The sequence below is a fragment of the Rhizobium sp. WW_1 genome (assembly GCF_003610155.1).
GTDB classification, from domain to species: Bacteria; Pseudomonadota; Alphaproteobacteria; order Rhizobiales; family Rhizobiaceae; genus Rhizobium; species Rhizobium tropici_A.
Genome location: NZ_RAIN01000010.1, coordinates 120,503 through 145,941, shown reverse-complemented (window position 1 = coordinate 145,941; position 25,439 = coordinate 120,503). Strand labels below are relative to the sequence as shown.

Annotated in this window: 21 protein-coding genes and 1 pseudogene; 19 read left to right on the top strand and 3 right to left on the bottom strand. The window is 60.1% G+C overall.

Features of this window, described 5'->3' with window-relative positions:
• The first annotated feature begins 468 nt into the window (after positions 1-468).
• From BJ928_RS26220 to BJ928_RS26210, 3 genes are all read left to right on the top strand, one after another.
• Positions 469-672 carry a hypothetical protein gene (locus tag BJ928_RS26220; RefSeq protein ID WP_047633333.1) on the top strand — a complete coding sequence of 68 codons (204 nt, stop codon included), beginning with the start codon at positions 469-471 and terminating at the stop codon, positions 670-672.
• A gap of 145 nt (positions 673-817) precedes the next feature.
• Entirely contained in the window at positions 818-1,186 is a 369-nt protein-coding gene (locus BJ928_RS26215; protein WP_052227781.1) for a hypothetical protein, read from the top strand.
• 15 nt (positions 1,187-1,201) lie between these two features.
• Positions 1,202-1,423 carry a hypothetical protein gene (locus tag BJ928_RS26210; RefSeq protein WP_047633334.1) on the top strand — a complete coding sequence of 74 codons (222 nt, stop codon included), beginning with the start codon at positions 1,202-1,204 and terminating at the stop codon, positions 1,421-1,423.
• Between the two features lie 430 nt (positions 1,424-1,853).
• On the opposite strand, the gene BJ928_RS26205 is transcribed toward BJ928_RS26210, so the two are convergent.
• Positions 1,854-2,129: a PsiF family protein gene (locus BJ928_RS26205; RefSeq protein ID WP_047633335.1), complete on the bottom strand. Its 276-nt coding sequence runs from the start codon at positions 2,127-2,129 to the stop codon at positions 1,854-1,856.
• A 284-nt stretch (positions 2,130-2,413) separates the two neighbouring features.
• Here BJ928_RS26205 and BJ928_RS26200 point away from each other — a divergent pair, with 284 nt between their 5' ends.
• Entirely contained in the window at positions 2,414-3,166 is a 753-nt protein-coding gene (locus BJ928_RS26200; RefSeq protein ID WP_047633336.1) for a cytochrome c biogenesis protein CcdA, read from the top strand.
• Between the two features lie 63 nt (positions 3,167-3,229).
• The gene (locus tag BJ928_RS26195; protein ID WP_047633337.1) at positions 3,230-4,192 is read left to right on the top strand and encodes an AEC family transporter; all 963 of its coding nucleotides are present in this window, start codon (positions 3,230-3,232) and stop codon (positions 4,190-4,192) included.
• On the opposite strand, the gene BJ928_RS26190 is transcribed toward BJ928_RS26195, so the two are convergent.
• The gene (locus tag BJ928_RS26190; protein WP_047633338.1) at positions 4,169-5,371 is read right to left on the bottom strand and encodes a UbiH/UbiF family hydroxylase; all 1,203 of its coding nucleotides are present in this window, start codon (positions 5,369-5,371) and stop codon (positions 4,169-4,171) included. The two genes, BJ928_RS26195 and BJ928_RS26190, sit on opposite strands and share 24 nt — an antisense overlap.
• A gap of 212 nt (positions 5,372-5,583) precedes the next feature.
• On the opposite strand from BJ928_RS26190, the gene pcsA reads away from it, so the two are divergent.
• The 12 genes and pseudogenes from pcsA (at position 5,584) to BJ928_RS26135 (ending at position 19,294) form a co-directional block, all read left to right on the top strand.
• Positions 5,584-6,309, top strand: a complete 726-nt coding sequence (gene pcsA / locus BJ928_RS26185; protein ID WP_047633339.1) for a phosphatidylcholine synthase — start codon at positions 5,584-5,586, stop codon at positions 6,307-6,309.
• A 12-nt stretch (positions 6,310-6,321) separates the two neighbouring features.
• On the top strand, positions 6,322-7,305 hold the full coding sequence (locus BJ928_RS26180; protein ID WP_047633340.1) for a quinone oxidoreductase: 984 nt from the start codon (positions 6,322-6,324) through the stop codon (positions 7,303-7,305).
• Between the two features lie 41 nt (positions 7,306-7,346).
• Positions 7,347-8,921: an ABC transporter ATP-binding protein gene (locus BJ928_RS26175; RefSeq protein ID WP_047633341.1), complete on the top strand. Its 1,575-nt coding sequence runs from the start codon at positions 7,347-7,349 to the stop codon at positions 8,919-8,921.
• A complete protein-coding gene (locus tag BJ928_RS26170) occupies positions 8,911-9,996 on the top strand; it encodes an ABC transporter permease (protein WP_047633342.1) in 1,086 nt (361 codons plus the stop codon). Before BJ928_RS26175 ends, BJ928_RS26170 begins: the two co-directional genes overlap by 11 nt.
• Positions 9,993-10,913, top strand: coding sequence for an ABC transporter permease (locus BJ928_RS26165; protein WP_047633343.1), 921 nt, complete (start codon positions 9,993-9,995; stop codon positions 10,911-10,913). Before BJ928_RS26170 ends, BJ928_RS26165 begins: the two co-directional genes overlap by 4 nt.
• Positions 10,914-10,965: 52 nt before the next feature.
• Positions 10,966-12,042 (top strand): BMP family ABC transporter substrate-binding protein, encoded by a 1,077-nt coding sequence (locus BJ928_RS26160; RefSeq protein ID WP_047633344.1) that lies wholly within the window; start codon positions 10,966-10,968, stop codon positions 12,040-12,042.
• Between the two features lie 147 nt (positions 12,043-12,189).
• Positions 12,190-12,529 (top strand): annotated as a pseudogene (locus BJ928_RS38595) (sugar ABC transporter permease YjfF); the annotation flags it as partial.
• 16 nt (positions 12,530-12,545) lie between these two features.
• Positions 12,546-13,292, top strand: a complete 747-nt coding sequence (locus BJ928_RS26155; RefSeq protein ID WP_047633345.1) for a FadR/GntR family transcriptional regulator — start codon at positions 12,546-12,548, stop codon at positions 13,290-13,292.
• A 101-nt stretch (positions 13,293-13,393) separates the two neighbouring features.
• Positions 13,394-14,755 carry a bifunctional UDP-N-acetylglucosamine diphosphorylase/glucosamine-1-phosphate N-acetyltransferase GlmU gene (glmU, locus tag BJ928_RS26150; RefSeq protein WP_047633346.1) on the top strand — a complete coding sequence of 454 codons (1,362 nt, stop codon included), beginning with the start codon at positions 13,394-13,396 and terminating at the stop codon, positions 14,753-14,755.
• 112 nt (positions 14,756-14,867) lie between these two features.
• Positions 14,868-16,694, top strand: a complete 1,827-nt coding sequence (glmS, locus tag BJ928_RS26145; protein ID WP_047633347.1) for a glutamine--fructose-6-phosphate transaminase (isomerizing) — start codon at positions 14,868-14,870, stop codon at positions 16,692-16,694.
• 176 nt (positions 16,695-16,870) lie between these two features.
• Positions 16,871-17,569 carry a DUF502 domain-containing protein gene (locus tag BJ928_RS26140; RefSeq protein WP_047633348.1) on the top strand — a complete coding sequence of 233 codons (699 nt, stop codon included), beginning with the start codon at positions 16,871-16,873 and terminating at the stop codon, positions 17,567-17,569.
• Positions 17,570-17,797: 228 nt separating this feature from the next.
• Positions 17,798-19,294: an esterase-like activity of phytase family protein gene (locus BJ928_RS26135; protein ID WP_047633466.1), complete on the top strand. Its 1,497-nt coding sequence runs from the start codon at positions 17,798-17,800 to the stop codon at positions 19,292-19,294.
• Between the two features lie 42 nt (positions 19,295-19,336).
• On the opposite strand, the gene recG is transcribed toward BJ928_RS26135, so the two are convergent.
• On the bottom strand, positions 19,337-21,442 hold the full coding sequence (recG, locus tag BJ928_RS26130; RefSeq protein WP_047633349.1) for an ATP-dependent DNA helicase RecG: 2,106 nt from the start codon (positions 21,440-21,442) through the stop codon (positions 19,337-19,339).
• A gap of 173 nt (positions 21,443-21,615) precedes the next feature.
• On the opposite strand from recG, the gene BJ928_RS26125 reads away from it, so the two are divergent.
• On the top strand, positions 21,616-21,930 hold the full coding sequence (locus BJ928_RS26125; protein WP_047633467.1) for a succinate dehydrogenase assembly factor 2: 315 nt from the start codon (positions 21,616-21,618) through the stop codon (positions 21,928-21,930).
• Positions 21,927-25,427 carry a transcription-repair coupling factor gene (gene mfd, locus BJ928_RS26120; protein ID WP_047633350.1) on the top strand — a complete coding sequence of 1,167 codons (3,501 nt, stop codon included), beginning with the start codon at positions 21,927-21,929 and terminating at the stop codon, positions 25,425-25,427. The genes BJ928_RS26125 and mfd overlap by 4 nt, the downstream gene beginning before the upstream one ends.
• Positions 25,428-25,439: the final 12 nt, after the last annotated feature.

The following is a 25,439-nucleotide window of genomic DNA, read 5'->3' as shown; positions in this document are numbered from 1 at the left end:
TTTGAATAGCAACACATAAAGAGCGCTCTGATTCGAGATCAGCGATTGGGCTTGGCTCATCGACGCAGATTCTGCGGCCGGCACCTATGCGATTGCGGAGAGCGCGACGATCGCAACCGCTGTCAGACCGCCGAAGATCGGCAGCAATGTGAGCATAACGAGCCGAGCGAGTTTCTTCCTTTCGAACGACGTCATGGTTAGCTTCCTCAGATGGCAGCGAAACCTATATCTAAACGCATGAGATTCATGATTCGTTTCACGTCTATCGTCGTATTATAATATTAAGTGTCGCTAAAGGTATAGAGAGATGTGCCTTTGCCCGTTTCGGGCTGCCTCCATTTGTGATTCCGATAGCCCGCAACGAGATAGATCGTGTCATCCCTCGACGATCGCAGCTTGCCGATACCGTTTCCGCTGGAACCTAAGCCGATCGCACGAGTTCCTCTTCCAACAGAGAGGAGGTGCTTCTTGGCACAGGATCAGCAGCGAGAACCACGTGGCAGCCGCGACAAGAAGCAGGCGCTGGCGAAGATACAACACAGCAAGGCGCCCGAAGGCGAAGGGGTGGCAAAGGAGAAGAATAAGGCAGCGCTCGTCGCCGATCCCCGCAACAGGCTCGCGGATGGCAAGGTCGACCCCGCCACGAGGGAGCGCAAGCCGAAGGGAACCTGAGCAATATCCATCTGTTAGGCCGCTGCTCACGCGGACGATGTGCCGTTTCCATATGCATGAACGATACTGCCCAGCTTGACGAAGCAGGATTGACCGCTCGCCCATGGCGTGCATAACTTCGCGCGTCAGTTGGGGGATAAGTTTCATGAAAATCAGCGGGTTTGTCATCGTCGCCATTTCGGCGGCGTCGCTTGCATCCTGTGCCATCACGGTACCGGTGGCGGTGATCTCGGGCAAAGGCGACGTTATGCGGGGAACATCGACCGCAACGATGTCCGGTGGCAGCTTCCAGGTGGCGGGGAGACTGAAGGGCAAGACCGTCAAGTGTGCCGGCAGCTATGATTCGCTCGACACGTCCGTGACGATTTCCATGGCAGTCCACTGCTCGGATGGTCGCAAGGGCATCGTCATCGCGACGCGCCAAGCCAATGGTCTCGATGGCTCCGGCCGGGTTCGGCTGACCGACGGCACCGAAGCCGATTTCGTCTTCGGCAGGGCCGCCGCCGCGCTCTGACGATTGAACGCAGCAATGGCCGTTCCAGAAGTGACGGTCATGGTTTGCCCGGCAATTTGGTCATCACCGATTCATGAATGCAATGGCTGCGATGACGATCCATTCGCGCTGCTGTCGTTCAGCGCAATGGCCATGATCGCCAGGAGAACATATTCGCGCTTCCAACCTGATTTCATGGCAGCCTCGATGAGGCTCTCGATGGAAGGTTCCAACGCGAAAAGACAGGCCGTCAGATAGTTCGCGTGCGATGCTGCTTCTGAGGGGGGAGGGTTTATGGCTGGTCTCAACTTCCTGCTCCGTTCATTGATTCGATCGGACAGGACGGACTGTAATTTCAATGGGTTTCCGGGGTTTGTCTCGTTTGTTGCGCAACGTTGCCAGTGCTGCATGGCAAATCCTGCCAAACCACCCATCGCTTGGGACCTGCTGCTGATCGGTATCGACGGGTAGAGCATAAGCGCGCCGTGTCATCATCGATGGCACGGGCAGTTGATCGATCCATATCCGAAAGGGCCGAAGCAAAAACAATCAGACCTTGCGGTATCTGACGCCGCAGCCAGTCTTATCAATCGGAATGTTGCGCGGGGTAATCGAGGGAAGCGCGTTGATCAACTCTACCGCCAGCTGAACGGTAAAGTTGACCACGATTTTGGAATGAAATGCGCTTTTAGGCTTTGCCGCCGTTCTTCTTGCAGTCGCTTCGGAACTTGGCGCGCGCCTTTCCATGCAGACCCTTGGCGTCAGCCTGGGTGGAGCATGCCTTGGAGACGGCAGTCTGTGCCGGCTTCATTGCCTTCGGCTTCATCGTGGTCGTCGACGGGGTCGACGTCGTTGCGCTTGGGGTCGTCGTGGTGGTGCTGGGGGTGGTTGCCGTTTGTGCCATGGCACTTACGCTGAAGAGGGCGACAAAGGCTGCAGTCGTGAACATAGTAGCAATACGCATGGGGGCTTTTCCTCCGCTAAATAGCTTGGGTGGAATGTACGTTGTTCGACGAACATCAACAGCTTGGACCAATATTTTTGCAAAAGCAATTCGTTCATCAGACAGTTTTGCGACTGCTGGTCGCGCCCGCAAAACCCGGGTAAAACCTGGGTTTTGCGCCTTTCCGCGGGAACCTCAATTCCGTCAACTTTAAGGCAAGACTCGGTGTCCACTCGAAAAGGTGATTGGCCTTCCGGTGCCCGCATCGTTAGGAAGGGACCGGAATGACATAGCCGGAGTCCATCGTGTCGCTTGCCGATATTTCGCTTCTGAGTGCCTTGCTCGCCGGAGCGCTTTCGTTTCTTTCGCCCTGCGTGCTGCCGCTCGTGCCGCCCTATCTCTGCTACATGGCGGGCATCTCGGTGGAGCAGTTCCGTGGCGGCGGTGCGGCTGTCGCATCCGCACCGAGCGTACGCGGCAATGTGCTGCTGTCGGCGCTGTTCTTCACGCTGGGCTTTGCCACCGTCTTCGTGGCGCTCGGCGCCGGCGCCTCCTCCATCGGCATGTTGCTGCGCCAGCATCTCGATGTCCTCGCCAAGATCGGCGGCCTCATCATCGTCGTGATGGGCCTGAATTTCCTCGGTGTTTTCCGCATCGGCATTCTTGCCCGTGAAGCGCGTTTCCAGAGCGGCGGCAAGCCGGCGACGCTGACGGGCGCCTATGTCATGGGGCTTGCCTTTGCCTTTGGCTGGACGCCCTGCATCGGCCCGGTGCTCGGCGCCATCCTCGGCATCGCCGCCTCGCGCGAAACGGTCGGCGCCGGCGCCGGCCTGCTCGCCGTCTATTCCCTCGGGCTTGCCATTCCCTTCTGGATCGCCGCCGGCTTCTCCGGCGCCTTCATGAACTTTCTCTCCCGCTTCCGCCGCCATCTCGGCACGGTCGAGAAGGTCATGGGCGGGCTTTTGGTATTGACCGGCCTTGCCTTCATCTTCGGCTATGTCAGCGATATGGCGATCTGGTTTCAGCAAACCTTTCCCATCCTGATGAAAATCGGCTAAATCGGGCGATACTCTCGCCCCGATTTCCCCGGCAAAACGGAACATGCCCGATGGCCGACCCCCATGGCTGATATTGTCGGCCTGCTGCTGCCATTCTTCGCCCTGATTCTGATTGGCTACGTCGCCGCGCGAGTGACGAAGCAGCCGGTGGAGGCTCTCGGCTGGCTCAATACGTTCATCATCTATGCGGCATTGCCGGCGCTGCTCTTCAAGCTCGTTTCCCAAACGCCGATCGAGCAGTTGACGCGGGTCGATTTCATCGCAACCGACATAGCCGCGACCTATTCGGTTTTCTTGCTGCTGTTTCTGATCGGCCGCTTCCTGCGTCGCAATTCGCTTGCAGACAGCACGATCCAGGCCTTCTCGGGCGCCTATGGCAATATCGGCTATATGGGGCCGGGTTTGGCGCTGCTGGCGTTGGGTGAAAGGGCTGCCGTTCCCGTGGCGCTGATCGTCTGTTTCGAAAACGCGCTGCATTTCATCGTCGCGCCGGTGCTGATGGCGCTGGAAGGTGGGGACAGGCGCTCTCCGCCGCAGCTTGCTATGGATATCGTCCGGAAAGTGCTGCTGCATCCGTTCATCCTGTCTACGGCGCTGGGTTTCGTCGTGGCGGCATTTTCGCTTAAGCAGCCAGCAGCATTCGAGCAGTTTATCAATTATCTCGCGCAAGCCTCTGCACCATGTGCATTATTTGCCATGGGCGTGACCTTGGCTCTGCGGCCGCTGAAGCGCATTCCGGTCGAGATTGGCTATATCGTGCCGGCGAAGCTCATCCTGCACCCGCTCGTCGTCTACGCCGTTCTGCAGTCATTCGGGCACTTCGATCCCGTATGGATCGAGGCGGCGGTTTTGCTCGCGGCACTGCCGACGGCGACGAGTGTCTTCGTGATCGCCCAGCAATATGATGTGTGGCAGGAGCGGTCGTCCGCCACCATCCTGATCACCACGGCCTGCTCCGTGGCGACGGTTTCGGTTGTTCTCTACCTGATAAAGTCGGGCGCCTTACCGGCGCAGCTTTTCCCGTAGCATCGACGGAAAATTACGCAGGCCGCCGCCGGGTTCGATGCCTTCGCGCATGACGATATTACGCAGCGGAGCGATGGCGGAAAGCACATGCAGGCCGGCGGCGCGGAGCATCTGCACAGGCAGGAAGTCCGACAGCAGCGAACGATTGAGGAGATCGACGCTCGCGGTGCGGCTGATGATGTCGGCGCGTCTCTTGCGGTCGAAACTGTCGCCCGAGGTCGCCGGGATTGGCTGTTCCGGGCGGTCATTCAGAATTTCCGTCAGCACCAGAATATCGCGAAGGCTCAAATTGAGCCCTTGCGCGCCGATTGGCGGAAAGACATGGGCGGCTTCGCCGATCAGCGCGGCGCGTCCCCTGCCGAAGCGATGGGCCGTCATGCCGGAAAGCGGCCAGACCTGCACATTGTCCTCGATCGTCACCTGACCGAGCATCGATTGCATCCGTTCCTCAACAAGCCTGCCAAGCTCTTCGAGCGATGTCTCGGCATTGGCGGCCGCTTCTGCCGGCTTCTGCACCCAGACGAGACTGGAACGCCTGCCCGGCAGGGGGACCTGCGTAAACGGCCCGCTTTCCGTGTGAAATTCGGTGGAAATGTTCTGGTGCGGCAGGCTATGGGCAAAATTCAAAACCATCGCCGATTGCGGATAGGACCAGCCCTTGGTCTTGATGCCGAGCGTCTCGCGCACCTTCGAATTGCGGCCATCGGCGCCGACGACGAATGCGGCATCGATCGAATCGCCATTGTCGAGAGAAATCGACACGCCATCGTCGCCGAAGGTGATTTCGGATGCCGTGGCTTCGATCCGGGTGACATTGCCTTCCGCTTCGATGGCTTGGCTGAGACTGTCAAGCAACACGGCATTCGGAATATTGTAGCCGAAGGCTTCCAGCCCGATTTCGGACGACCGGAATGAGACTGTGGGAGCCCGTAGCAGCCGTGAAGTGCCGTCGATGATACGCATTGTGGTCAGCGCGGCTGCGGCGGGCGCTATTCTGTCCCAAAGTGTCAGGCGCTCCAGAAAGCGGATCGATTGATCCATCAGCGCCGTCGTCCGCTTGTCGGCCTTGTTATGCGGCGCCGCGACGAGTGCGACGGATCTTCCGCCGCGCGCGAGCGCGAATGCCGTGATCATGCCGGCCAGGCCACCGCCGATAACGGCCACTTCAATCTGCTTCATGTCGATGCCTCAATTGCCTTCGGTTCTGAAAATAAGCGCTTAGCCTGTTGAAATCCATGGGATGAAACATCGCAATGGGTGAAAATGACAGTAAGTCGCGCTAGCGTGCGGCGGTGAACGCTTTTGCGCTGGCGGTGTCGACCAAAGGATGCATATTAGCAAGAAAAACCGCCTGCCGGGGCAGGTGAATAAGCTGACGAATCGTGGGGCGGATGAAAATCTTCAATTACAAGCGGGTGCCTTATGCGGAGATGCGTGCTTTCTCCGTCCATATACTGACGGCATCCGGATCGTTTCTCGCCTTTCTCGGCGTCGTCGCGGCATCCGAACATCGCTTTGTCGATATGTTCTGGTGGCTTGGCCTGGCTCTGTTGGTCGATGGCATAGACGGCCCGATCGCCCGCAAGGTTCGCGTCAAGGAAGTGCTGCCCAACTGGTCGGGCGATACGCTCGACAATATCATCGACTACGTGACCTACGTGCTGCTGCCCGCCTTCGCACTCTATGAGAGCGGCATGATCGGCGAGCCATGGTCCTTTGTGGCGGCCGGCATGATCGTGGTCTCCAGTGCCATCTATTATGCCGATACCGGCATGAAGACGGACGAATATTTCTTCTCCGGTTTCCCGGTCGTCTGGAACATGGTGATCTTCACGCTGTTCGTCATCGACGCCAGCGCGACGACGGCCATGATTATTGTCGGCGTTTCCGTCGTTTTGACCTTCCTGCCGATTAATTTTCTGCATCCCGTGCGCGTCAAGCGCCTCCGGCCGCTGAACCTTGGCATATTCCTCTTCTGGTCGGCGCTCGGTATCTATTCGCTGCTGATGCATTTCGTCATGCCGCAATGGGCCGTTGTCCTCTTCATCATCAGTGGTATTTATCTTTATTGTATCGGCGCCGTGCTGCAATTTTTCCCGTCCCTCGGACGCCAATAAGGACGACGCGTCATGAAGAAGACCAAGGTTATCCGTATCCATGAAAATGGCGGTCCGGAGGTCATGAAGCTGGAGGAGGTAGATCTACCGCCTCCCGGCGCGGGCGAGGTGCAGCTTCGTCATGCGGCCATCGGCCTCAATTTCATCGATGTCTATTTCCGTTCCGGTCTCTACAAGGCTCCTCAGTTTCCGCTGCCGCTCGGCAAGGAAGCAGCAGGCACGATCACCGAAGTTGGCCCCGGCGTGACCGATTTTGACGTTGGCGATCGCGTCGCCTATGCCAGCAGCGACGGTGCCTACAGCGTCGAGCGCAACATCGAAACCCGCCATCTGGTCAAGGTGCCAGACGATATTCCGCTCGAAACCGCGGCATCGATGATGCTGAAGGGTATGACGGCCGAATATCTGTTGAATCGCACTTTCAAGGTCGGTCCGGGAACGACGCTGCTGTTTCACGCCGCCGCCGGCGGCGTCGGCCTGATTGCCGGCCAGTGGGCCAAGGCGCTCGGAGCGGGCACCGTTATCGGCACCGCCGGTTCCGCCGAAAAGGTCGAGCTGGCGCTGGCGCATGGCTATGACCACGTCATCGATTACAGCAAGGAGAACTTCGCCGAGCGTGTCCGCGAGATTACCGGCGGCAAGGGCGTCGATGTCGTCTACGACTCGGTCGGCAAGGATACTTTCCCGCATTCGCTCGATTGCCTGAAGCCGCGCGGCATGTGGGTCACCTTCGGCCAGTCCTCGGGTCCGATCGAGAACTTCAATCTCGCCATCCTCAACCAGAAGGGCTCGCTTTTCGCGACGCGTCCCAGTCTTTTTGCCTATGTCGGCACGCCTGAGGAGTTGCGAGCCAGCGCAAATGCGTTATTTGCTGTTGTGCAAAGCAGCAAAGTGCGTATCAATATTCATCAGACTTATCCGTTGGGCGATGCTGGGCGCGCGCACGCGGATCTGGAAGCCAGAAAAACGAGTGGAACTACACTACTGATCCCATAGATCCGTAAAGGACAGGTCGGTGGGAAGGAAATGAGGGGAACGTGTCGTCATCCAATATGCCGGCGGCCGAAGCATTGTTGTCGGTTCGCAAACTGACGAAGCTGTTCGGCAGTTTTACTGCGTGCAACGAAATCGATCTTGAAATCCAGCCGGGGGAAATTCACGCTCTCCTCGGGGAAAATGGTGCAGGCAAATCCACGCTGGTCAAGATGTTGTTCGGCGTGCTCGAGCCATCGCATGGGCAGATCGTCTGGCAGGGGCAGCCTGTGTCGATCGATGCGCCTGGTACTGCGCGCAAGCTCGGCATCGGCATGGTGTTTCAGCATTTTTGCCTGTTTGAGGCGCTGACCGTCGCGGAAAACATCGCGCTCTCGCTCGACAGCAATATCCCGCTGGCAAAAATTGCCGAGGAGGCTGCAAAGCTCTCGCGTGCCTATGGCCTGCCGCTCGATCCGAATGCGCATGTCGCAGACCTCTCGGTCGGGGAGCGGCAGCGTATCGAAATCCTTCGCGCGCTTTTGCAGAATCCGAAGTTGATCATTCTCGACGAGCCGACCGCCGTTCTCACGCCGCAGGAGGCCGATCGTCTGTTCGAGACGCTGTTCCAGCTGCGAGACGAGGGGCGATCGGTGCTTTACATCAGCCACCGGCTCGAAGAGGTGCAGCGTATCTGTTCGCGCGCCACGGTTCTTCGCCATGGCAAAGTAACGGGTGCTTGCGATCCACGGCAGGAAACGACGGGATCGCTCGCCCGTATGATGGTTGGCAGCGATGTCGCGAGCGTACAGCATGAAGGCATGGACAAGAAGGGCGACATCCTTCTGGAAATCGCCGGCCTTTCTGCGCCAGCGCGCACCCCCTTTGCAACGTCGCTCAAAGATCTCTCGTTGCGCGTGCGTGCCGGCGAGGTGCTGGCGATAGCCGGCGTTGCCGGAAACGGGCAGGGCGAGCTGTTCGATGTCATCTCGGGCGAATATGCCGTTGCGTCGGATGATCTGGTTCAGTTGCGTGGCGAGGGTGTTGGCACCAGGGGCATCAACGCCCGTCGATTGCTCGGCGCCGGTTTCGTACCCGAGGAGCGCCACGGCCATGCGGCGGTCTCCGCATTGAAGCTGTCTGATAACCTCGTGCTCGCCCGCAATCAGTCGGATCGCAGGGCATTCCTTGGCGGAGGCTTTCTCAACATCATCAGGCACGGCGCGGTCAAGCAGGCGACTAAGCGGATTTGCGAAGCAATGGATGTACGCAAGAGCGGCGAGGACCCGGCTGCGGGCGCTCTGTCCGGCGGCAATCTGCAGAAGTTCATCGTCGGCCGCGAACTGGATCGTCAGCCGAGCGTGCTCGTCGTCAACCAGCCGACCTGGGGCGTCGATGCGGGTGCCGCTAGCCGTATTCGTCAGGCCATGGTCGACCTCGCCCGCGACGGTTCGGCCGTGCTCGTCATCAGCCAGGATCTGGATGAGATCTTCGAGGTCGCGACCGATATCGCCGTCATTTCGGAGGGGCGCCTGTCGCCGTCCTATCCAGCCGGTGAACTGACCCGCGAAAAGATCGGCCTGTTGATGGGCGGTCTGCATGATTCCAAGACGCATTCGGAGCCTGCCCATGCGCATTGAACTCGAAAAGCGCCCGCAGGTCTCGAAGCTCTTCGGCCTCCTGTCGCCGCTGCTTGCGCTCGCATTGGCGCTGATCGCCGGCACCATCATGTTCGCCCTGATGGGCAAGGACCCCGTCGAAGCGCTCAATGCCTTCTTCGTCGAGCCTCTCTTGGAAGTCTGGTCGCTGCATGAACTGGCGATCAAGGCTGGGCCACTGATCCTGATCGCCGTCGGTCTTTGCCTTTGCTATCGATCCAATAATTGGAACATCGGTGCTGAAGGCCAGTTTACGATGGGGGCTGTCGCTGGCTCCTTTATCCCGATCATCTTCACCGATTGGCATTCGCCGATGGTTCTGCCGCTGATGCTGATCGCCGGTGCCATCGGCGGCGCGCTCTACGCTGCCATTCCGGCGCTTTTGAAGGCGCATTTCAACACGAACGAGATCCTGACCAGCCTGATGCTGGTCTATATCGCGCAGCTCTTCCTCGATTGGCTGTCGCGCGGGCCTTGGCGCGATCCACAGGGTCACAACTTCCCGCAGAGCATCGATTTCCCGCCGGAAGCCGTATTGCCGGCAATCTGGGAGGATTCCGGACGCGCGCATTGGGGCATCGTCTTTGCCGTCGTCGCCGCGGTTCTCGCCTGGTTCCTGATGAAATATACGCTGAAGGGATTCGAAATAAGCGTGCTCGGCCAGTCGGCGCGGGCAGGGCGCTTCGCCGGCTTCTCCTCGCGGAAAATGGTCTGGTTCGCTTTTCTCTTCTCAGGCGCACTCGCGGGATTGGCGGGCATATCCGAAGTTTCCGGTTCGATCGGCCACCTGCAGCCGGCAATCTCGCCGGGCTATGGCTTCACCGCTATCATCGTCGCTTTCCTTGCGCGCCTCAATCCACTCGGAGCGATCCTCTCCGGCCTGGTGCTCGCGTTGACCTATCTCGGCGGCGAAGCCGCGCAATTGTCGCCGGGCATATCGGCCAAGGCGGCAAGCGTCTTCCAGGGCCTGCTGCTGTTTTTCGTGCTCTCCTGCGACACCCTGATCTACTACAAGATCCGCCTGGTCTGGTCGCGGGTGCGGGGAGGTGCGGCATGAGCGTCTTTGAAGCCATCCTTCTCACCATCATCACGGCATCGACGCCGCTCGTTATCGCCGGCCTCGGCGAGCTCGTGGTGGAGCGCTCCGGCGTGCTTAATCTTGGCGTCGAAGGCATGATGATTATCGGCGCCGTTGCCGCTTTCGTCGGCGCGCAGATGAGCGGATCGCCCTATGTCGGCCTGCTGACAGGCATTGTCGCGGGCGCACTGTTCTCGCTGCTGTTCGGCTTCCTCACCCTCACGCTGGTCACGAACCAGGTCGCGACCGGCTTGGCCCTGACCATCCTCGGCCTCGGTCTTTCCGGCATGATCGGCGAGGGCTATGTCAGCGTGCCAGGCGTGCAATTGCACGAGATCGTCTTCCCGTTCCTGTCGGATATTCCGTTCCTCGGACCGGTGCTGTTCAAGCAGGATCTGACTTTTTACCTCTCGATTGCGCTGCTGATCGGGGTCAACTGGTTCCTCTTCCGCAGCCGCGCCGGCCTGAAACTGCGCGCTGTCGGCGATAGTCACGGCTCGGCCCATGCACTCGGCATCGATGTCATCCGCACGCGCTACCTTGCCGTCATGTTCGGTGGCGCCTGTGCCGGCCTTGCCGGCGCACAGCTCTCGCTCGTCTACACGCCGCAATGGGTCGAAAACATGTCGGCCGGCCGCGGCTGGGTGACGCTTGCCTTGGTGGTCTTTGCCTCCTGGCGGCCGATGCGCGTCATGGCCGGCGGCTATCTTTTCGGTGCCGTAACGATCCTGCAGTTTCATGCGCAGGGTTTTGGCGTTGGCATACCCTCGCAATTCCTGTCGATGCTGCCTTATGCGTCGACTATTGTGGTTCTCGTCATCATCTCTCAAAATCGTCGCGCGACCTTGATCAACACACCAGCGTCGCTCGGCAAGCCCTTCGTTCCGGAGCGCTGATCGCAACACCGGGCCGATTTCTGCAAAACATGTCAAACCAACAGGGGTAACCATGAAAAAACTAGCACTCGCCCTCACAACGACAGCTGCCGCCATCGTTGGTTTCGCTGCCGCCGCCGAAGCGGCTCCGACCAAGGTCTGCTTCGTCTATGTCGGCTCGCATACGGACGGCGGCTACTCGCAGGCGCATGATCTCGGCCGCCAGCAGATCCAGAAGGAATTTGGCGACAAGATCGAGACTCCTTATCTCGAAAACGTGCCGGAAGGCCCGGATGCTGAACGCGCCATCGAGCGTCTTGCACGTTCCGGCTGCTCGCTGATCTTCTCCACCTCGTTCGGCTTCATGGACGCGACTGTCAAGGTTGCCGCCAAGTTCCCGAAGGTGAAGTTCGAGCACGCGACGGGCTTCAAGAGCGGTCCGAACCTCGCAACCTACAACTCGCGTTTCTATGAAGGCCGCTACATCCTCGGCCAGATCGCGGCCAAGATGTCGAAGAACCACGGTGCCGCCTACATCGCCTCCTTCCCGATCCCGGAAGTCGTCATGGGTATCAACTCCTTCGAACAGGGCGCCCGCTCGATCGATCCGAGCTTCAAGCTCAAGGTCGTCTGGGTTAACACCTGGTTCGACCCCGGCAAGGAAGCCGACGCTGCCAAGGCCATGGTCGACCAGGGCGTCGATATCCTGACGCAGCATACCGACACGACGGCGCCAATGCAGGTTGCCCAGGAGCGCGGCATCCATGCTTTCGGTCAGGCATCCGACATGATCGCCGCTGGCCCGAAGGCACAGCTGACCGCGATCGTCGACACCTGGGGCAACTACTACTCCAAGCGTGTCCATGCGCTGCTCGACGGCAAGTGGAAGTCCGAGCAGAGCTGGGACGGCCTGAAGGACGGCATCCTGAAGATGGCGCCCTACACCAACATGCCCGACGACGTGAAAAAGATGGCTGAGGAAACCGAAGCCAAGATCAAGTCCGGCGAGCTTGCTCCCTTCACCGGCCCGATCAACAAGCAGGACGGCACGCCCTGGCTGAAGGCTGGCGAAAAGGCTGACGACGGCACGCTGCTCGGCATGAACTTCTACATTGAAGGCGTTGACGACAAGCTGCCGGCGTCGAAGTAAGCGCGGCGAAATGGTCGAAGTCGAGAAAGGGCGCCTCGGGCGCCCTTTTTGTATCCTTGGGTCGGCGCCCGCAGATGAGCTGGCGATCAGCCGCACGTCAGGAATTTCCGCGAACGTTAAAGGACAAGCCGTCGGACGGGAAAGCCTATGTGGCTGGCGGCCCGGTCCAGCTTTGTCGCCCGTCTATCCGGAATCGTTTTTTCGCTCTATACATTGCCGGATATTCGCTTGCCATGATCTGCGTCGAGTGCGGTGCGGTCGCTGACATGGCTGGAGGCGGAACACTGCTGATGGGAGGAGCAGGGTTCGTCGGAGGAACACTCATCGGAATTTTCGTACAGGGCTTGATTCTGACCTACATCACTTTCGGTGGAATGTTTTCCAGCTTTGGTGAACGAAGATATTGATCGGCTTATAGCTGTTCGCCTTTATTCTGATGCAGAAGAGCCCTCTGCCGATTTCCTGTCTTGAACGACAATATGTCTGAGGGAAGGACGGAGTGCTTGCGCGGCCGATTGCTTGATACGAGAAAATCCGAGGGGAAATCACGCACGAGCCATGCTCAGGTGGTTGATGAGTTGGGCAAGGGGATTGTCTCCGGTGCTTTTCCGATCGGCAGCATTCTTCCCGGCGACAGTGAACTCCTGCAGCGCTTCAAAGTATCCCGCACTGTCCTGCGCGAAAGCATGAAGACCTTGGCCGCAAAGGGGCTGGTCGTTCCGCGCGCCCGCGTCGGCACGCGAGTGACGGAGAGGATTCACTGGAACATGTTCGACAACGAGGTGCTCAGCTGGCACTTCGAGAGCGGGGTCAACAAGGATTTTCTGCTCCATCTCTATGATATACGCATGGCCTTCGAGCCCTTTGCAGCCAGCCTCGTGGCGGAACGGGCAAGCAGCGAGGACATCGATCTGCTTCGCGGTCTTGCCGCGTCCATGGCCGCCCCGCACCACACGCCTGATAGTCTCGCGGTTGCCGATCTGCATTTCCATCTGGCGATCACCGAAGTCTCGCAGAATCCGTTCATGCGATCGCTCGGCGGGCTCATCGAGGCCGCGCTCGTCGGCATGTTCCGCATGAGCGCGCCGCCCTCGAGCAACGGTTTCGGCAATATCGCCGATACGCATATGGCCATCGTGGACGCCATCGCAGCGCGTGATGTCGCTGCGGCGCACAAGGCCATGGAATTCGTGATTATCGATGGGCGCCAGCACGTTCTCGAAGCTTTCGAGATTCTTGCCGAAACGTGAACCTCGTCTTGAATTTCGCCATAGTTCAGCGCGCGACTTGTTGCTATGAGGGGACTCGCCCGGTCCCGGGCAACGCCTGACCGCATATTTCGGAGCTTGAAATGGAACGCAGCTGTCTCGCCATCATACTCGCCGCAGGCGACAGTACCCGCATGAAGTCGTCGATGTCGAAGGTCCTGCATCCGATCGCCAGCCGCCCGATGATCGCCCATGTCATGGAAGCGATTGCCAAGACCGATATTTCGGCGGCGGCTCTGGTCGTTGGGCGCAATGCGGATGAGGTCAGCGCGGCGGCATCGATCGGCGGCATCGCCGTCGAATCCTATCTGCAGAAGGAACGTCTCGGCACCGGCCACGCTGTGCTCGCCGCACGCGAGGCGATCGCCAGGGGCTACGATGATATCATTGTTGCCTATGGCGATGTGCCTCTGCTGACCGATACGCCACTGCGTGCCGCCCGCCAGGGACTGGCCGACGGCAACGATGTCGTCGTCATCGGTTTCCATACGGATCATCCGAACGCTTACGGCCGATTGCTGGTCAAGGACGGCGAGCTGATCGCCATTCGCGAGGCGAAGGACGCGACCGATGCCGAGCTGGCGATAAAGTGGTGCAATAGCGGGTTGATGGCGATCAACGGTCGCAAGGCACTGGATCTCCTTGATCGCATTGGCAACAACAACGCCAAGGGGGAATACTATCTCACCGATCTCGTCGAGATCGCCCGTTCGCTCGGCGGCCGTGCGGTTGCCGTCGATGCGCCTGAAGTCGAAATGACCGGCTGCAACAATCGCGCTGAACTCGCTTTCATCGAACGCCTCTGGCAGGAGCGCCGCCGGCATGAACTGATGTTGTCCGGCGTGACCATGATTGCGCCGGAAACCGTGTTCCTCGCCTATGACACCGTGATTGGCCAGGATGCGCTGATCGAACCGAACGTCGTCTTCGGTCCCGGCGCTATGATCGAGGGCGGTGCGGTTATCCATGCCTTCTCCCACATCGAAGGCGCCCATGTCAGCGCCGGTGCGACGGTCGGACCTTTTGCGCGGCTGCGTCCAGGCGCCGATCTTGCCGGCGGAGCGAAGGTCGGCAATTTCTGCGAAGTCAAGAATGGCAAGATCGGTGAGGGTGCCAAGGTCAACCATTTGGCCTATATCGGCGATGCGACGATCGGCGCTGGCAGCAACATCGGAGCAGGCACGATCACCTGCAACTATGATGGCGTCAACAAGCATGAGACGCACATCGGCGCCAATGCCTTCATCGGCTCCAATTCTTCGTTGGTGGCGCCTATTCGCATCGGCGACCGCGCATACGTAGCCTCCGGCAGCGTCATCACCGAGGATGTTCCCGCTGACGCGCTGGCCTTCGGTCGTGCGCGTCAGGAGGTGAAGCCGGAGCGGGCCAAGGTGATCCGCGAACGGGCTCTCGCCGTCAAAGCAGCGAAGAAGGGTGGCCACTAAACCCTCGTGCTCACGTAACGGTCCGAAATCGAAAGTGACCGTTGTGGCAATTGAGAAAATTGCAGGATTGATTAGGACTTGCCCTCACATCTGAGGCCAGACGGAGAGTTGTATGTGCGGTATTGTTGGGATCGTCGGAACGAAGCCGGTAGCGGATCGCTTGGTGGACGCGCTGCGTCGCCTCGAGTATCGCGGCTATGACTCGGCTGGCGTTGCGACCATTCATGATGGTGTGATGGATCGCCGCCGCGCGGAAGGCAAACTCTTCAATCTGGAGAAGCGGCTCGAGTCGGACCCGTTGCCCGGCACGACGGGCATTGCGCACACCCGCTGGGCGACGCATGGCGTTCCCAATGAAACCAACGCGCATCCGCATTTCGTCGAAGGCGTCGCTGTCGTCCACAACGGCATCATCGAGAATTTTTCCGAACTGCGGGAGGAGCTGAAGGCCGAGGGCAAGATCTTCGCTTCGCAGACCGACACCGAAGTCGTGGCGCACCTGCTTGCGCTTTATGTCCACGAAGGTCTCGATCCGCGCGCGGCGATGCTGAAGATGCTGAATCGCGTGACGGGCGCCTACGCACTGGCCGTAATGTTCGAGAACGATCCCGGCACGCTGATGGCGGCGCGCTCCGGCCCGCCGCTTGCCGTCGGCTACGGCAAGGGCGAGATGTTCCTCGGTTCGGATGCGATCGCGCTTGCGCCTTTTACCAACGAGATCACCTATCTCGTCGACGGCGATTGCGCCATCGTCACCCATGCCGGCGCGACCATTCTCGATTTCAATGGCAAGGAAGTGAAGAGGCCGCGGCAGATTTCCCAGGCGACTGCTTATGTCGTCGACAAAGGCAATCATCGCCACTTCATGGAAAAGGAAATCTACGAGCAGCCGGAAGTCATCTCCCACGCGCTCAGCCATTATGTGGATTTCGGCAGCCATCGCGTGCGTCCTGAAGTATCGGCAATCGACTTCGGACATGTCTCCGGTCTGGCGATTTCGGCCTGCGGCACAGCCTATCTCGCCGGCCTGGTCGGTAAATACTGGTTCGAGCGCTATGCGCGTCTTCCCGTCGAAATCGATGTTGCCTCCGAATTCCGTTATCGTGAAATGCCCTTGTCGCCTTCGCAGGCTGCGCTGTTCATTTCACAGTCCGGCGAAACGGCCGATACGCTGGCGTCCCTGCGCTATTGCCGGGACAATGGCTTGAAGATCGGCGCCGTCGTCAACGTTAAGGAATCGACCATCGCGCGCGAATCCGATGCCGTGTTTCCGATCATGGCCGGCCCGGAGATCGGCGTTGCCTCGACCAAGGCTTTCACTTGCCAGCTGGCCGTTCTCGCATCCCTGGCGATCGGCGCCGGCGTTGCTCGCGGCACTGTCAGCAGCGCGGACGAGAAGGAGTTGGTTCATCACCTCGTTGAGATGCCGCGTATCATGGCGCAGGTGCTGAATATCATTCAGCCGCAGATCGAAAGCCTCTCTCGCGAAATTTCGAAATACAAGGACGTGCTTTATCTCGGCCGTGGCACCAGCTTCCCGCTCGCCATGGAAGGTGCGCTCAAGCTGAAGGAAATCTCCTATATCCATGCCGAGGGCTATGCGGCTGGCGAATTGAAGCATGGGCCGATCGCTCTGATCGATGAGAACATGCCCGTCATCGTCATCGCCCCGCATGACCGGTTCTTCGACAAGACCGTCTCCAATATGCAGGAAGTGGCGGCGCGCGGCGGCCGGATCATCTTCATTACGGATGAGCTTGGCGCGGCCGCCTCGACCTTGCCGACCATGGCGACGATCACCTTGCCCGTCGTCGACGAGATCATCGCCCCGATCATCTTTTCGCTGCCGATTCAATTACTTGCCTACCATACGGCTGTCTTCATGGGTACCGATGTCGATCAGCCCCGCAATCTCGCCAAATCGGTCACCGTGGAATAGGGCAACTTCCGTCCCGCATTTGCTGTCACGTCGTCGTGAGCCGGACGTTTGTTCGGTACGGTGACGTGGCTGGCGGGTTGTATGCCGCGCCGATTTCTGGCACGATTCTCCTACGGAGTTGGTGGGGAGGATTTGCCGGTTAGAGGTAGCGGCGGAACGGAGTTGTCGAGCGGCGAATGACTGAAAAGCTCATCAAAATGTCCGTGACCACGCGGATCAGAAACAATTTCCTGGCCGGCCTGATCATCTGCGCTCCGATTGCCATCACCCTCTGGCTGACATGGTCCGTTGTCCATTGGGCTGACAGCTGGGTTCGTCCCTATATCCCCGCACGCTACGATCCCGAAAGCTATCTGAATTTCGCCGTTCCGGGCACCGGTCTGCTGATCGCGATGATCTTCATTACGATCGTTGGATTTCTCGCCAAGAACCTCATCGGTCAGAGCATCGTGCGTTTCGGCGAGTCGATCGTCAATCGCGTGCCACTGGTGCGCACCATCTACAAGAGCGTCAAGCAGATCTTCGAAACAGTGCTGAAGGAGCAGGGTACCTCGTTCAAGAAGGTTGGGCTGATCGAATATCCAAGCCCCGGCCTCTGGTCCATGGTGTTCATATCGACGGATGCCAAGGGCGAGATCGCCTCGAAATTCAACGCCATGGGGCAAGACATGGTGGCCGTCTTCCTGCCGCCGACGCCGGTGCCGACGGCCGGCTTTCTGGTCTTTGTTCCTCGCGAGAAGATCACGGTGCTCGACATGAGCCCGGAGGATGGTGCAAAGCTCCTGATATCGGGCGGCCTCGTTGCGCCAGACTATAAGGAACTGCTGCCGGCCAAGGAATTGCGGCAACCCGTTCCCATGAAATCCCTATCCTAGAATTACTCTTGTTCTTATAGTTGTCTCGATATCTTCGCGTGATGCGCGAACTGTCATGCCCCTATCATGTTGACGCCTTAGATCGTCATTGGGGACAGCAACCGAATGTATCTCGCCATTGAACGCCCGGAGCGTCGCGCCGGGTCGTAGCCTTTCGGCACGGCCCGAAAAGTGGGCCAGAGATGAATGCATCGTCTCCACAAAGGTTTTCATCAGGAGGATATTGTCTTGAATCATGTGCGTTCGAAGAGCCTGTCGCTGCTGTCGGCTGCGCTCGCTACATTCGTTTTCGCTGCGCCGCTCGCAGCACTCGCCGATAGTTCCGTGAGCGTCCAGGGCGTGACGCTCGTCAACAAGGGACGCGTCGCCATCGGTCGTATTCCGTCCAACCAGCGCGACAAGTTCGGCGAAACCTTCGGTTCCGGTTCGGGCATGTCGATCGATGCCAAGAGCTGGACCCGCAATGCCGACGGCACCTACAAGGGCTCGTTGTGGCTGCTGCCGGACCGCGGCTACAATGTTGCCGGCACGACGGATTATCGCGCGCGTCTCAACACCATCGATATCGTGCTGACGCCCGTCGCTCCGGGTGTAACGCCGCCGGCTGGCAAGGAACAGTCGGGTGTGGATGCAAAGCTCGCGGATACCCTGCTGTTGAAGGATAGCAAGGGTGCCGAAACCACTGGGCTAGATCCCGCCAACGGCGTTCGCCCGGCGGAAGGCGCTATGCCGCTCTTGCCGCAAGCACCGAATGGCAAGATCTCGCTCGACAACGAAGCCATTGTCCGTTTGCCCGATGGCTCAATGTTCATCAGCGACGAATACGGCCCCTATATCTACCGCTTCTCGCCTGACGGCCGGATGCTGGCTGCCACGGCACCGCCGGCTGCGCTTCTGCCGATGCGCAAGGGCGCAGTCAATTTCTCGTCGAACAATCCGGGCCCGGGCGAATCCGCTCCTGATCCGAAGGACCCGACCAGCGGCCGCCAGAACAATCAGGGCTTCGAGGGCATGTCGCTCACCCCGGACGGCAAGTTCCTGATCGCCGTGCTCCAGTCCGCCACGCGCCAGGATGGCGGCGATTCCAGTTCGACACGCCAGAACACGCGCGCCCTGGTTTACGATGCAGCCGATCTCGACCATCTGAAGCTGGTGCATGAATATGTCGTGCCTCTGCCGGTCTTCACCAACGACAAGGGTAAGACTGCCGTAGCCGCCCAGAGCGAAATCGTAGCGCTTTCGCCGACGAGCTTCCTGATGCTCGCACGCGACAGCAACAATGGCTACGGCCAGAAGGGCGACAAGTCGATCTATCGCAGCATCGTCGCTGTCGACGCATCCGCTGCCACCGACATTGCCGGCGGCAAGTTCGACGGCGACACGGCTGTCGCTCCGAAGGGCGTTCTCGATCCCTCGGTCAAGCCGGCTGTCCTCAGCCAGTTCATCGACATCAACGACAGCGCTGATCTTGCTCGCTTCGGCCTTCACAACGGCGCTCCGAACGATCGCAACAATCTCTCGGAAAAATGGGAAGCCATGTCGCTTGCCAGCGTTCAGGACCCGAAGCTGCCGGATGATTACTTCCTGTTCGTCGCCAACGACAACGACTTCATCACCCAGGATGGCTTCCAGGTCGGCGCCGCCTACAAGGATGATAGTGGTGCTGACGTCGATACCATGTTCCAGGTGTTCCAGGTCACCATTCCAGGCATCGCTATCAAGTGAGATCGTGACACAGGGATGGACGCGGCAAACGCGTCCATCTGCTCATCCCGCCCGCAGGAAGCGGATCGCCTCGTCGCGGCGGAAGAGATAGAGCAGGGTGCGCACCGCCGCACCACGTTCGCTTGTCAGCTCCGGATCTCGCTCGATCAGATAGGCGGCATCCTTGCGGGCGATTTCCAGAAGATCGGCATGGGCCTCGAGGCTGGCAATGCGGAAACCTGGCGTGCCGGACTGGCGCGTGCCCAAAAGCTCGCCTTCTCCGCGCAGCTTCAAATCCTCTTCGGCAATGCGAAAGCCATCCTCGGTGTCGCGCATGATGGACAGCCTAGCATGTCCGGTCTCTCCGAGCGGTCCCTTATAGAGCAGGATGCAGGTGGAGGCCTCGTCGCCGCGTCCGACGCGCCCGCGCAACTGATGCAGCTGCGCCAGGCCGAAGCGCTCGGCATGTTCAATGACCATGATCGTCGCGTCCGGCACGTCGACACCGACTTCCACCACCGTGGTGGCGACCAGCAGGCGGATCTCGCCATTCTTGAAGGCCATCATGACGGCGTCTTTTTCCTGCCCGCTCATCCGGCCGTGAATGAGGCCGATCCCTGGGCCGAGCGCCTTGGTCAGTGTTTCATGCCGCTCCTCGACGGACATTAAATCGGATTCTTCGGATTCCTCCACAAGTGGGCATATCCAATAGGCTTTCTTGCCTTCGGAAAGCGCACTCCTGAGGCGTGCGACGATATCTCCGGTTCGCTCGTTCGGGATGGTGATCGTCTGGATCGGCTTGCGGCCCGCCGGCTTCTCGGTGAGTTTTGAAACGTCCATGTCGCCGAATGCAGCCAGCACCAGCGTTCGCGGGATAGGCGTGGCAGTCATGACGAGCATATGCGGCGAGATACCCTTGGCGGTCAGGCGCAGGCGCTGGTGGACGCCGAAGCGATGCTGCTCGTCGACGACGGCCAGCATGAGGTTGGCATAGGCGACGCTATCCTGAAACAATGCGTGCGTGCCGATGACGATCTGTGCTTCGCCGGAGGCGATACGCTCCAGGATCGCATCCCGCTCACGTCCCTTCGTGCGGCCTGTTAGAACTTCGACGGAAAGGTTTGCACTTGCTGCGAATTTCGAGATCGTTGCATAATGTTGGCGTGCCAAAATTTCGGTCGGTGCCATCAGCACGGCCTGGCCGCCGCTTTCGATGACGGCGGCAATAGCCATCAAGGCAACAAGCGTCTTTCCCGCGCCGACATCGCCCTGCAGCAGCCGCAGCATGCGCTCCGTGCCGGCCATATCCTTGAGAATATCCGCAACCGCGTCGCGCTGACTGTTGGTCATGGAGAAGGGTAGGGATTCCAATATCTTGTTGCTGATTTCTCCAGTAGCATGCACGGGCTGCCCGGCAACTTTGCGCAGCCTTTGGCGCACGAGCGCGAGCGACAATTGCCCCGCGAGGAATTCATCATAGGCAAGCCGGCGGCGGGCCGGTGCCTGCGGGTCGATATCGGACGCGTCTCGTGGCGCATGCAGCATATGGAAGCTGTCGGAGATCGAGGGAAAGCCCTGCTTCTGGGCAAGTGCGATATCATCCCATTCAGGGAGTTGTGGGATGCGCGGCAGCGCCGCTTCGATGGTCTTGCGCAGAAACTTCGGCGTCAGACCCGCGGTCAGCGGATAGACCGGTTCGACCAGCGGCAGGTTCTCCGCCTCGCTCTCGCGCATGATATAGTCTGGATGCACCATAGACGGCCGGCCGTTGAACCAGTCGACCTTGCCGCTGACTGTGACGGTCTCGTCGATGGGCAGCTGCTTTTCCAGCCATTGCGCCTTGCCGCGAAAGAAGACCAGCGCCAGCTCGCCGGTTTCGTCATGCAGATAGACGCGGTAGGGCACGTTGCTGCGCGCATTGGGCGGCGGCTGGTGCCGGTCGACGCGGCCTGTAATGGTGACGATGGCCCCCTGCGGCGCTCTGGCGATGCCCGGCTGCTCGCGCCGGTCGATGATCGAATGCGGCGCGTGGAAGATGAGGTCGACGACGCGGCAGTCGTCGATCGTCTCGCGGTCGAGCAGCTTCACCAGCAACTCGGATACCTTCGGCCCGACGCCGGGCAGCGAAGAAATGGAGGCAAACAGCGGATCGAGGATGGCGGGACGCATTGTGGGCAAAATGCGACGGGCAGGGCGCATTTGGCAAGGGCCGGCGGAGAACTCGGCGACATCACGCGAAACACTCCCCGGAAAATTGCATCGCAGATGCTTTTTTCTGAAAAACCGGTTCCCACCTTACTGCGCTGGTTTTATAGAGACGCATCAACATAAAGGTGTTTTTGATGACTGGGCTGACCCTCAGCAGTGCCGATCTCGATCCTCGCCGCCGGCGCATCCTTTTCCGCTGTTGGCATCGCGGCATCCGCGAGATGGATCTCGTCTTCGGCCAGTTCGCCGACAATGAGTTGCCGAACCTTCCCGAGGCCGATCTCGACGAACTCGAGCGTATCATGGCCGAGGAGGACAATGATCTCCTAAAGTGGATTCTCGGCAGCGAGCCGACGCCGCAGCATCTGCAGACGCCACTCTTCGAGCGCCTGGCATCCTATAAGCCAGATTTCGAAGAGATCGCCGAAAGGTTTGGATTGACGAAATGACCCCCGGTTTCGACGCGAAGAAGGTGCTCGCCGCAAGCGAGCCGCTGACGGTCGGTCATGTTCCGGCCGGCATGGAGCCATTCCTGCTTGCCGATCTGGCGCGAGCCGGTCAGCCGGTCGCCTATGTCATGTCCGACGGCCAGCATATGGCCGATGTCGAACAGATGCTCGGCTTCATCGCGCCCGAAATACCGGTTCTCACTCTTCCCGCCTGGGATTGCCTTCCCTATGACCGCGTGTCGCCGAGTTCCGATACCTCGGCCCGTCGGCTGGCGGCGCTCTCCGGCCTGATCGCGCATCATCGCAAGCCACATGCGGCTATCGTGCTGGTCACCGTCAATGCCATGCTGCAGAAGGTCGCGCCGCAGGATGTGATTGAAAGCCTGGCGTTTTCGGCCCGTCCCGGCAATCAGGTGCGGATGGATGATATTGCCAGCCGCTTGGAGCGCAATGGTTTCGATCGCGTCGCGACCGTGCGCGAAGTCGGCGAATTCGCCGTTCGCGGCGGCATTCTCGATGTCTTCGTTCCGGGCACGGAGGAGCCGGTTCGTCTGGATTTCTTCGGCGATACGCTGGAAAGCATCCGCAGCTTCGATCCGGCCAGCCAGCGCACGACGGGGCAGGTGCGTTCGCTCGATCTCAATCCGATGAGCGAGGTGACGCTGACGCCGGATACGATCAGCCGCTTCCGCAAGAATTATCTTTCGGCCTTTGGCGCCGCCACGCGCGACGATGCGCTCTATGTCGCCGTGTCCGAAGGTCGCCGCTACGCCGGCATGGAACATTGGCTGCCGCTCTTCTACGAGAAGCTCGAAACGGTCTTCGATTACCTCAAGGGCTTCCGGCTGGTCACGGATCATACCGTCCGCGAGGCCGCCGAGGAGCGCTCTAAGCTCGTTTTCGACTATTACGATGCCCGCCTGAATTCGGGTCAGCAGGGCAAGGGCCAGATGGCACAGGGCACGCCCTATAAGCCTGTGACGCCGGGCCAGCTCTATCTCGACGGCAAGGCTTTCGGGAACACACTGGACGCCTTCAGCGCCATCCGCATATCGCCTTTCAACGAGCATGAGGGCGAGGCGCGCCGCGTTATCAGCCTCGAAGCCCGGCAGGGACCGCGCTGGGCGCGTTCCGCGACCGATAGCGCCGACAGCGAGCGCGTCAACGTCTTCGACGCCGTCGTCAAACATATTGCAGACAAGCGTACTGTGGGCGGTAAGGTGCTGATTTCGGCCTGGACCGAGGGGTCGCTTGACCGGCTGCTGCAGGTGCTGTCGGAGCATGGTCTGGCGCGTGTCAAGACGATCGAGGCCTTCAAGGATCTTGACGGCTTGGCCAAAGGCGAGGCGGCTGCCGCCGTGCTCAGCCTGGAAGCCGGCTTCGAGGCCGGCGATCTCATCGTCATCGGTGAGCAGGACATTCTCGGCGACCGCATGGTGCGCCGTTCGAAGCGCCGCAAGCGCGCCGCCGATTTCATCTCGGAAGTGGCGGGGCTTGATGAGGGTTCCATCGTCGTCCATGCCGAGCACGGCATCGGCCGTTTCGTCGGGCTGAGGACTATCGAGGCTGCCGGCGCGCCGCACGCCTGCCTTGAGCTACGCTACGCCGACGACGCCAAACTCTTTCTGCCAGTCGAAAATATCGATCTTCTCTCGCGCTATGGCGGCGAGGGCACTGAGGCGCAGCTCGACAAGCTGGGTGGCGGCGCCTGGCAGATGCGCAAGGCCAAGCTCAAGAAGCGCCTGCTCGATATGGCCGGCGCCTTGATCCGCGTCGCGGCCGAACGCTTGACCCGCCACGCGCCAGTGCTGAGCACACCGGATGGTCTCTACGACGAATTTGCCGCGCGCTTCCCCTATGACGAGACAGACGACCAGATGAACGCCATCGAGGCTGTGCGCGACGATCTCGGCGCGGGACGGCCGATGGACCGCCTCGTCTGCGGCGACGTCGGTTTCGGCAAGACGGAAGTGGCACTCCGCGCTGCCTTCGTCGCCGCCATGAACGGCGCTCAGGTCGCCGTGGTGGTGCCAACGACGCTGCTCGCCCGCCAGCACTTCAAGACCTTCTCCGAGCGTTTCCGTGGCCTTCCGATCCGTATACAGCAGGCATCCCGTCTGGTCGGCTCTAAGGAACTGGCGCTGACGAAGAAGGAAGTGGCCGATGGCAAGACCGATATCGTTGTCGGCACGCATGCGCTACTCGGCTCCGGTATCAGCTTCGCCAATCTCGGTCTGCTCATCATCGACGAGGAGCAGCATTTCGGCGTCAAGCACAAGGAGCGGCTGAAGGAGCTGAAGAGCGACGTGCATGTGCTGACGCTGTCGGCGACGCCGATCCCGCGCACGCTGCAGCTTGCCATGACCGGCGTGCGCGAGTTGTCGCTCATCACCACGCCACCGGTCGACCGCATGGCGGTGCGCACCTTCATCTCGCCCTTCGATTCTCTTGTCATCCGCGAAACGCTGATGCGCGAGCATTATCGCGGCGGCCAGAGCTTCTATGTCTGCCCGCGCCTTGCCGATCTCGCCGATATCCACGCCTTCCTGCAGTCGGATGTGCCGGAGCTGAAGGTAGCGGTCGCGCATGGTCAGATGCCGGCCGGCGAGCTGGAAGACATCATGAACGCCTTCTATGAGGGCCGCTACGATGTGCTGCTGTCGACGACCATTGTCGAATCCGGCCTCGACGTACCCACAGCCAACACGCTGATCGTCCACCGCGCCGACATGTTCGGCCTCGCCCAGCTCTATCAGTTGCGTGGCCGCGTCGGCCGCTCCAAGGTGCGCGCCTTCGCGCTGTTTACGTTGCCGGTCAACAAGGTTCTGACGACGACGGCCGAGCGCCGGCTCAAGGTGCTGCAGTCGCTCGATACGCTTGGCGCCGGCTTCCAGCTCGCCAGCCACGACCTCGATATCCGCGGCGCCGGCAATCTGCTCGGCGAGGAACAGTCCGGTCATATCAAGGAAGTCGGCTTCGAGCTTTACCAGCAGATGCTTGAGGAAGCTGTCGCCGAAGTGAAGGGCGTCGACGAGATCCAGGATACCGGCTGGTCGCCGCAGATTTCCGTCGGCACGCCGGTCATGATCCCCGACGACTACGTGCCCGATCTGCATCTGCGCATGGCGCTCTATCGCCGCCTCGGCGAGATAACCGAAATCAAGGAAATTGACGGTTTCGGGGCCGAAATGATCGATCGCTTCGGACCAATGCCGATCGAAGTCCAGCATCTGCTCAAGATCGTCTACATCAAATCGCTCTGCCGTATCGCCAATGTCGAGAAGCTGGATGCCGGTCCGAAGGGCGTCGTCGTGCAGTTCCGCAACAAGGAATTCCCGAACCCGGCCAACCTCGTCGGCTATATCGCCAAGCAGGGTACGATGGCGAAGATCCGTCCCGACCATAGCGTATTCTTGACGCGCGACCTACCGACGCCGGAAAAGCGGCTGCAGGGGGCGGCCGTTGTCATGACGCAACTGGCGGAGCTGGCGAAGTAGAGATGCGGGCTG

Excerpts from the sequence above, each read along its gene's own strand:
- BJ928_RS26170 (WP_047633342.1), top strand. The coding sequence starts at position 8,911 with ATGCGCATTGAACTCGAAAAGCGCCCGCAGGTCTCGAAGCTCTTCGGC.
- glmS (WP_047633347.1), top strand. The coding sequence starts at position 14,868 with ATGTGCGGTATTGTTGGGATCGTCGGAACGAAGCCGGTAGCGGATCGC.
- mfd (WP_047633350.1), top strand. The coding sequence starts at position 21,927 with ATGACCCCCGGTTTCGACGCGAAGAAGGTGCTCGCCGCAAGCGAGCCG.
- BJ928_RS26215 (WP_052227781.1), top strand. The coding sequence starts at position 818 with ATGAAAATCAGCGGGTTTGTCATCGTCGCCATTTCGGCGGCGTCGCTT.
- BJ928_RS26160 (WP_047633344.1), top strand. The coding sequence starts at position 10,966 with ATGAAAAAACTAGCACTCGCCCTCACAACGACAGCTGCCGCCATCGTT.
- BJ928_RS26190 (WP_047633338.1), bottom strand. The coding sequence starts at position 5,371 with ATGAAGCAGATTGAAGTGGCCGTTATCGGCGGTGGCCTGGCCGGCATG.
- glmU (WP_047633346.1), top strand. The coding sequence starts at position 13,394 with ATGGAACGCAGCTGTCTCGCCATCATACTCGCCGCAGGCGACAGTACC.
- BJ928_RS26210 (WP_047633334.1), top strand. The coding sequence starts at position 1,202 with ATGGCCGTTCCAGAAGTGACGGTCATGGTTTGCCCGGCAATTTGGTCA.
- recG (WP_047633349.1), bottom strand. The coding sequence starts at position 21,442 with ATGCGTCCCGCCATCCTCGATCCGCTGTTTGCCTCCATTTCTTCGCTG.
- BJ928_RS26140 (WP_047633348.1), top strand. The coding sequence starts at position 16,871 with ATGACTGAAAAGCTCATCAAAATGTCCGTGACCACGCGGATCAGAAAC.
- BJ928_RS26180 (WP_047633340.1), top strand. The coding sequence starts at position 6,322 with ATGAAGAAGACCAAGGTTATCCGTATCCATGAAAATGGCGGTCCGGAG.
- BJ928_RS26125 (WP_047633467.1), top strand. The coding sequence starts at position 21,616 with ATGACTGGGCTGACCCTCAGCAGTGCCGATCTCGATCCTCGCCGCCGG.
- BJ928_RS26165 (WP_047633343.1), top strand. The coding sequence starts at position 9,993 with ATGAGCGTCTTTGAAGCCATCCTTCTCACCATCATCACGGCATCGACG.
- BJ928_RS26205 (WP_047633335.1), bottom strand. The coding sequence starts at position 2,129 with ATGCGTATTGCTACTATGTTCACGACTGCAGCCTTTGTCGCCCTCTTC.
- pcsA (WP_047633339.1), top strand. The coding sequence starts at position 5,584 with ATGAAAATCTTCAATTACAAGCGGGTGCCTTATGCGGAGATGCGTGCT.
- BJ928_RS26195 (WP_047633337.1), top strand. The coding sequence starts at position 3,230 with ATGGCTGATATTGTCGGCCTGCTGCTGCCATTCTTCGCCCTGATTCTG.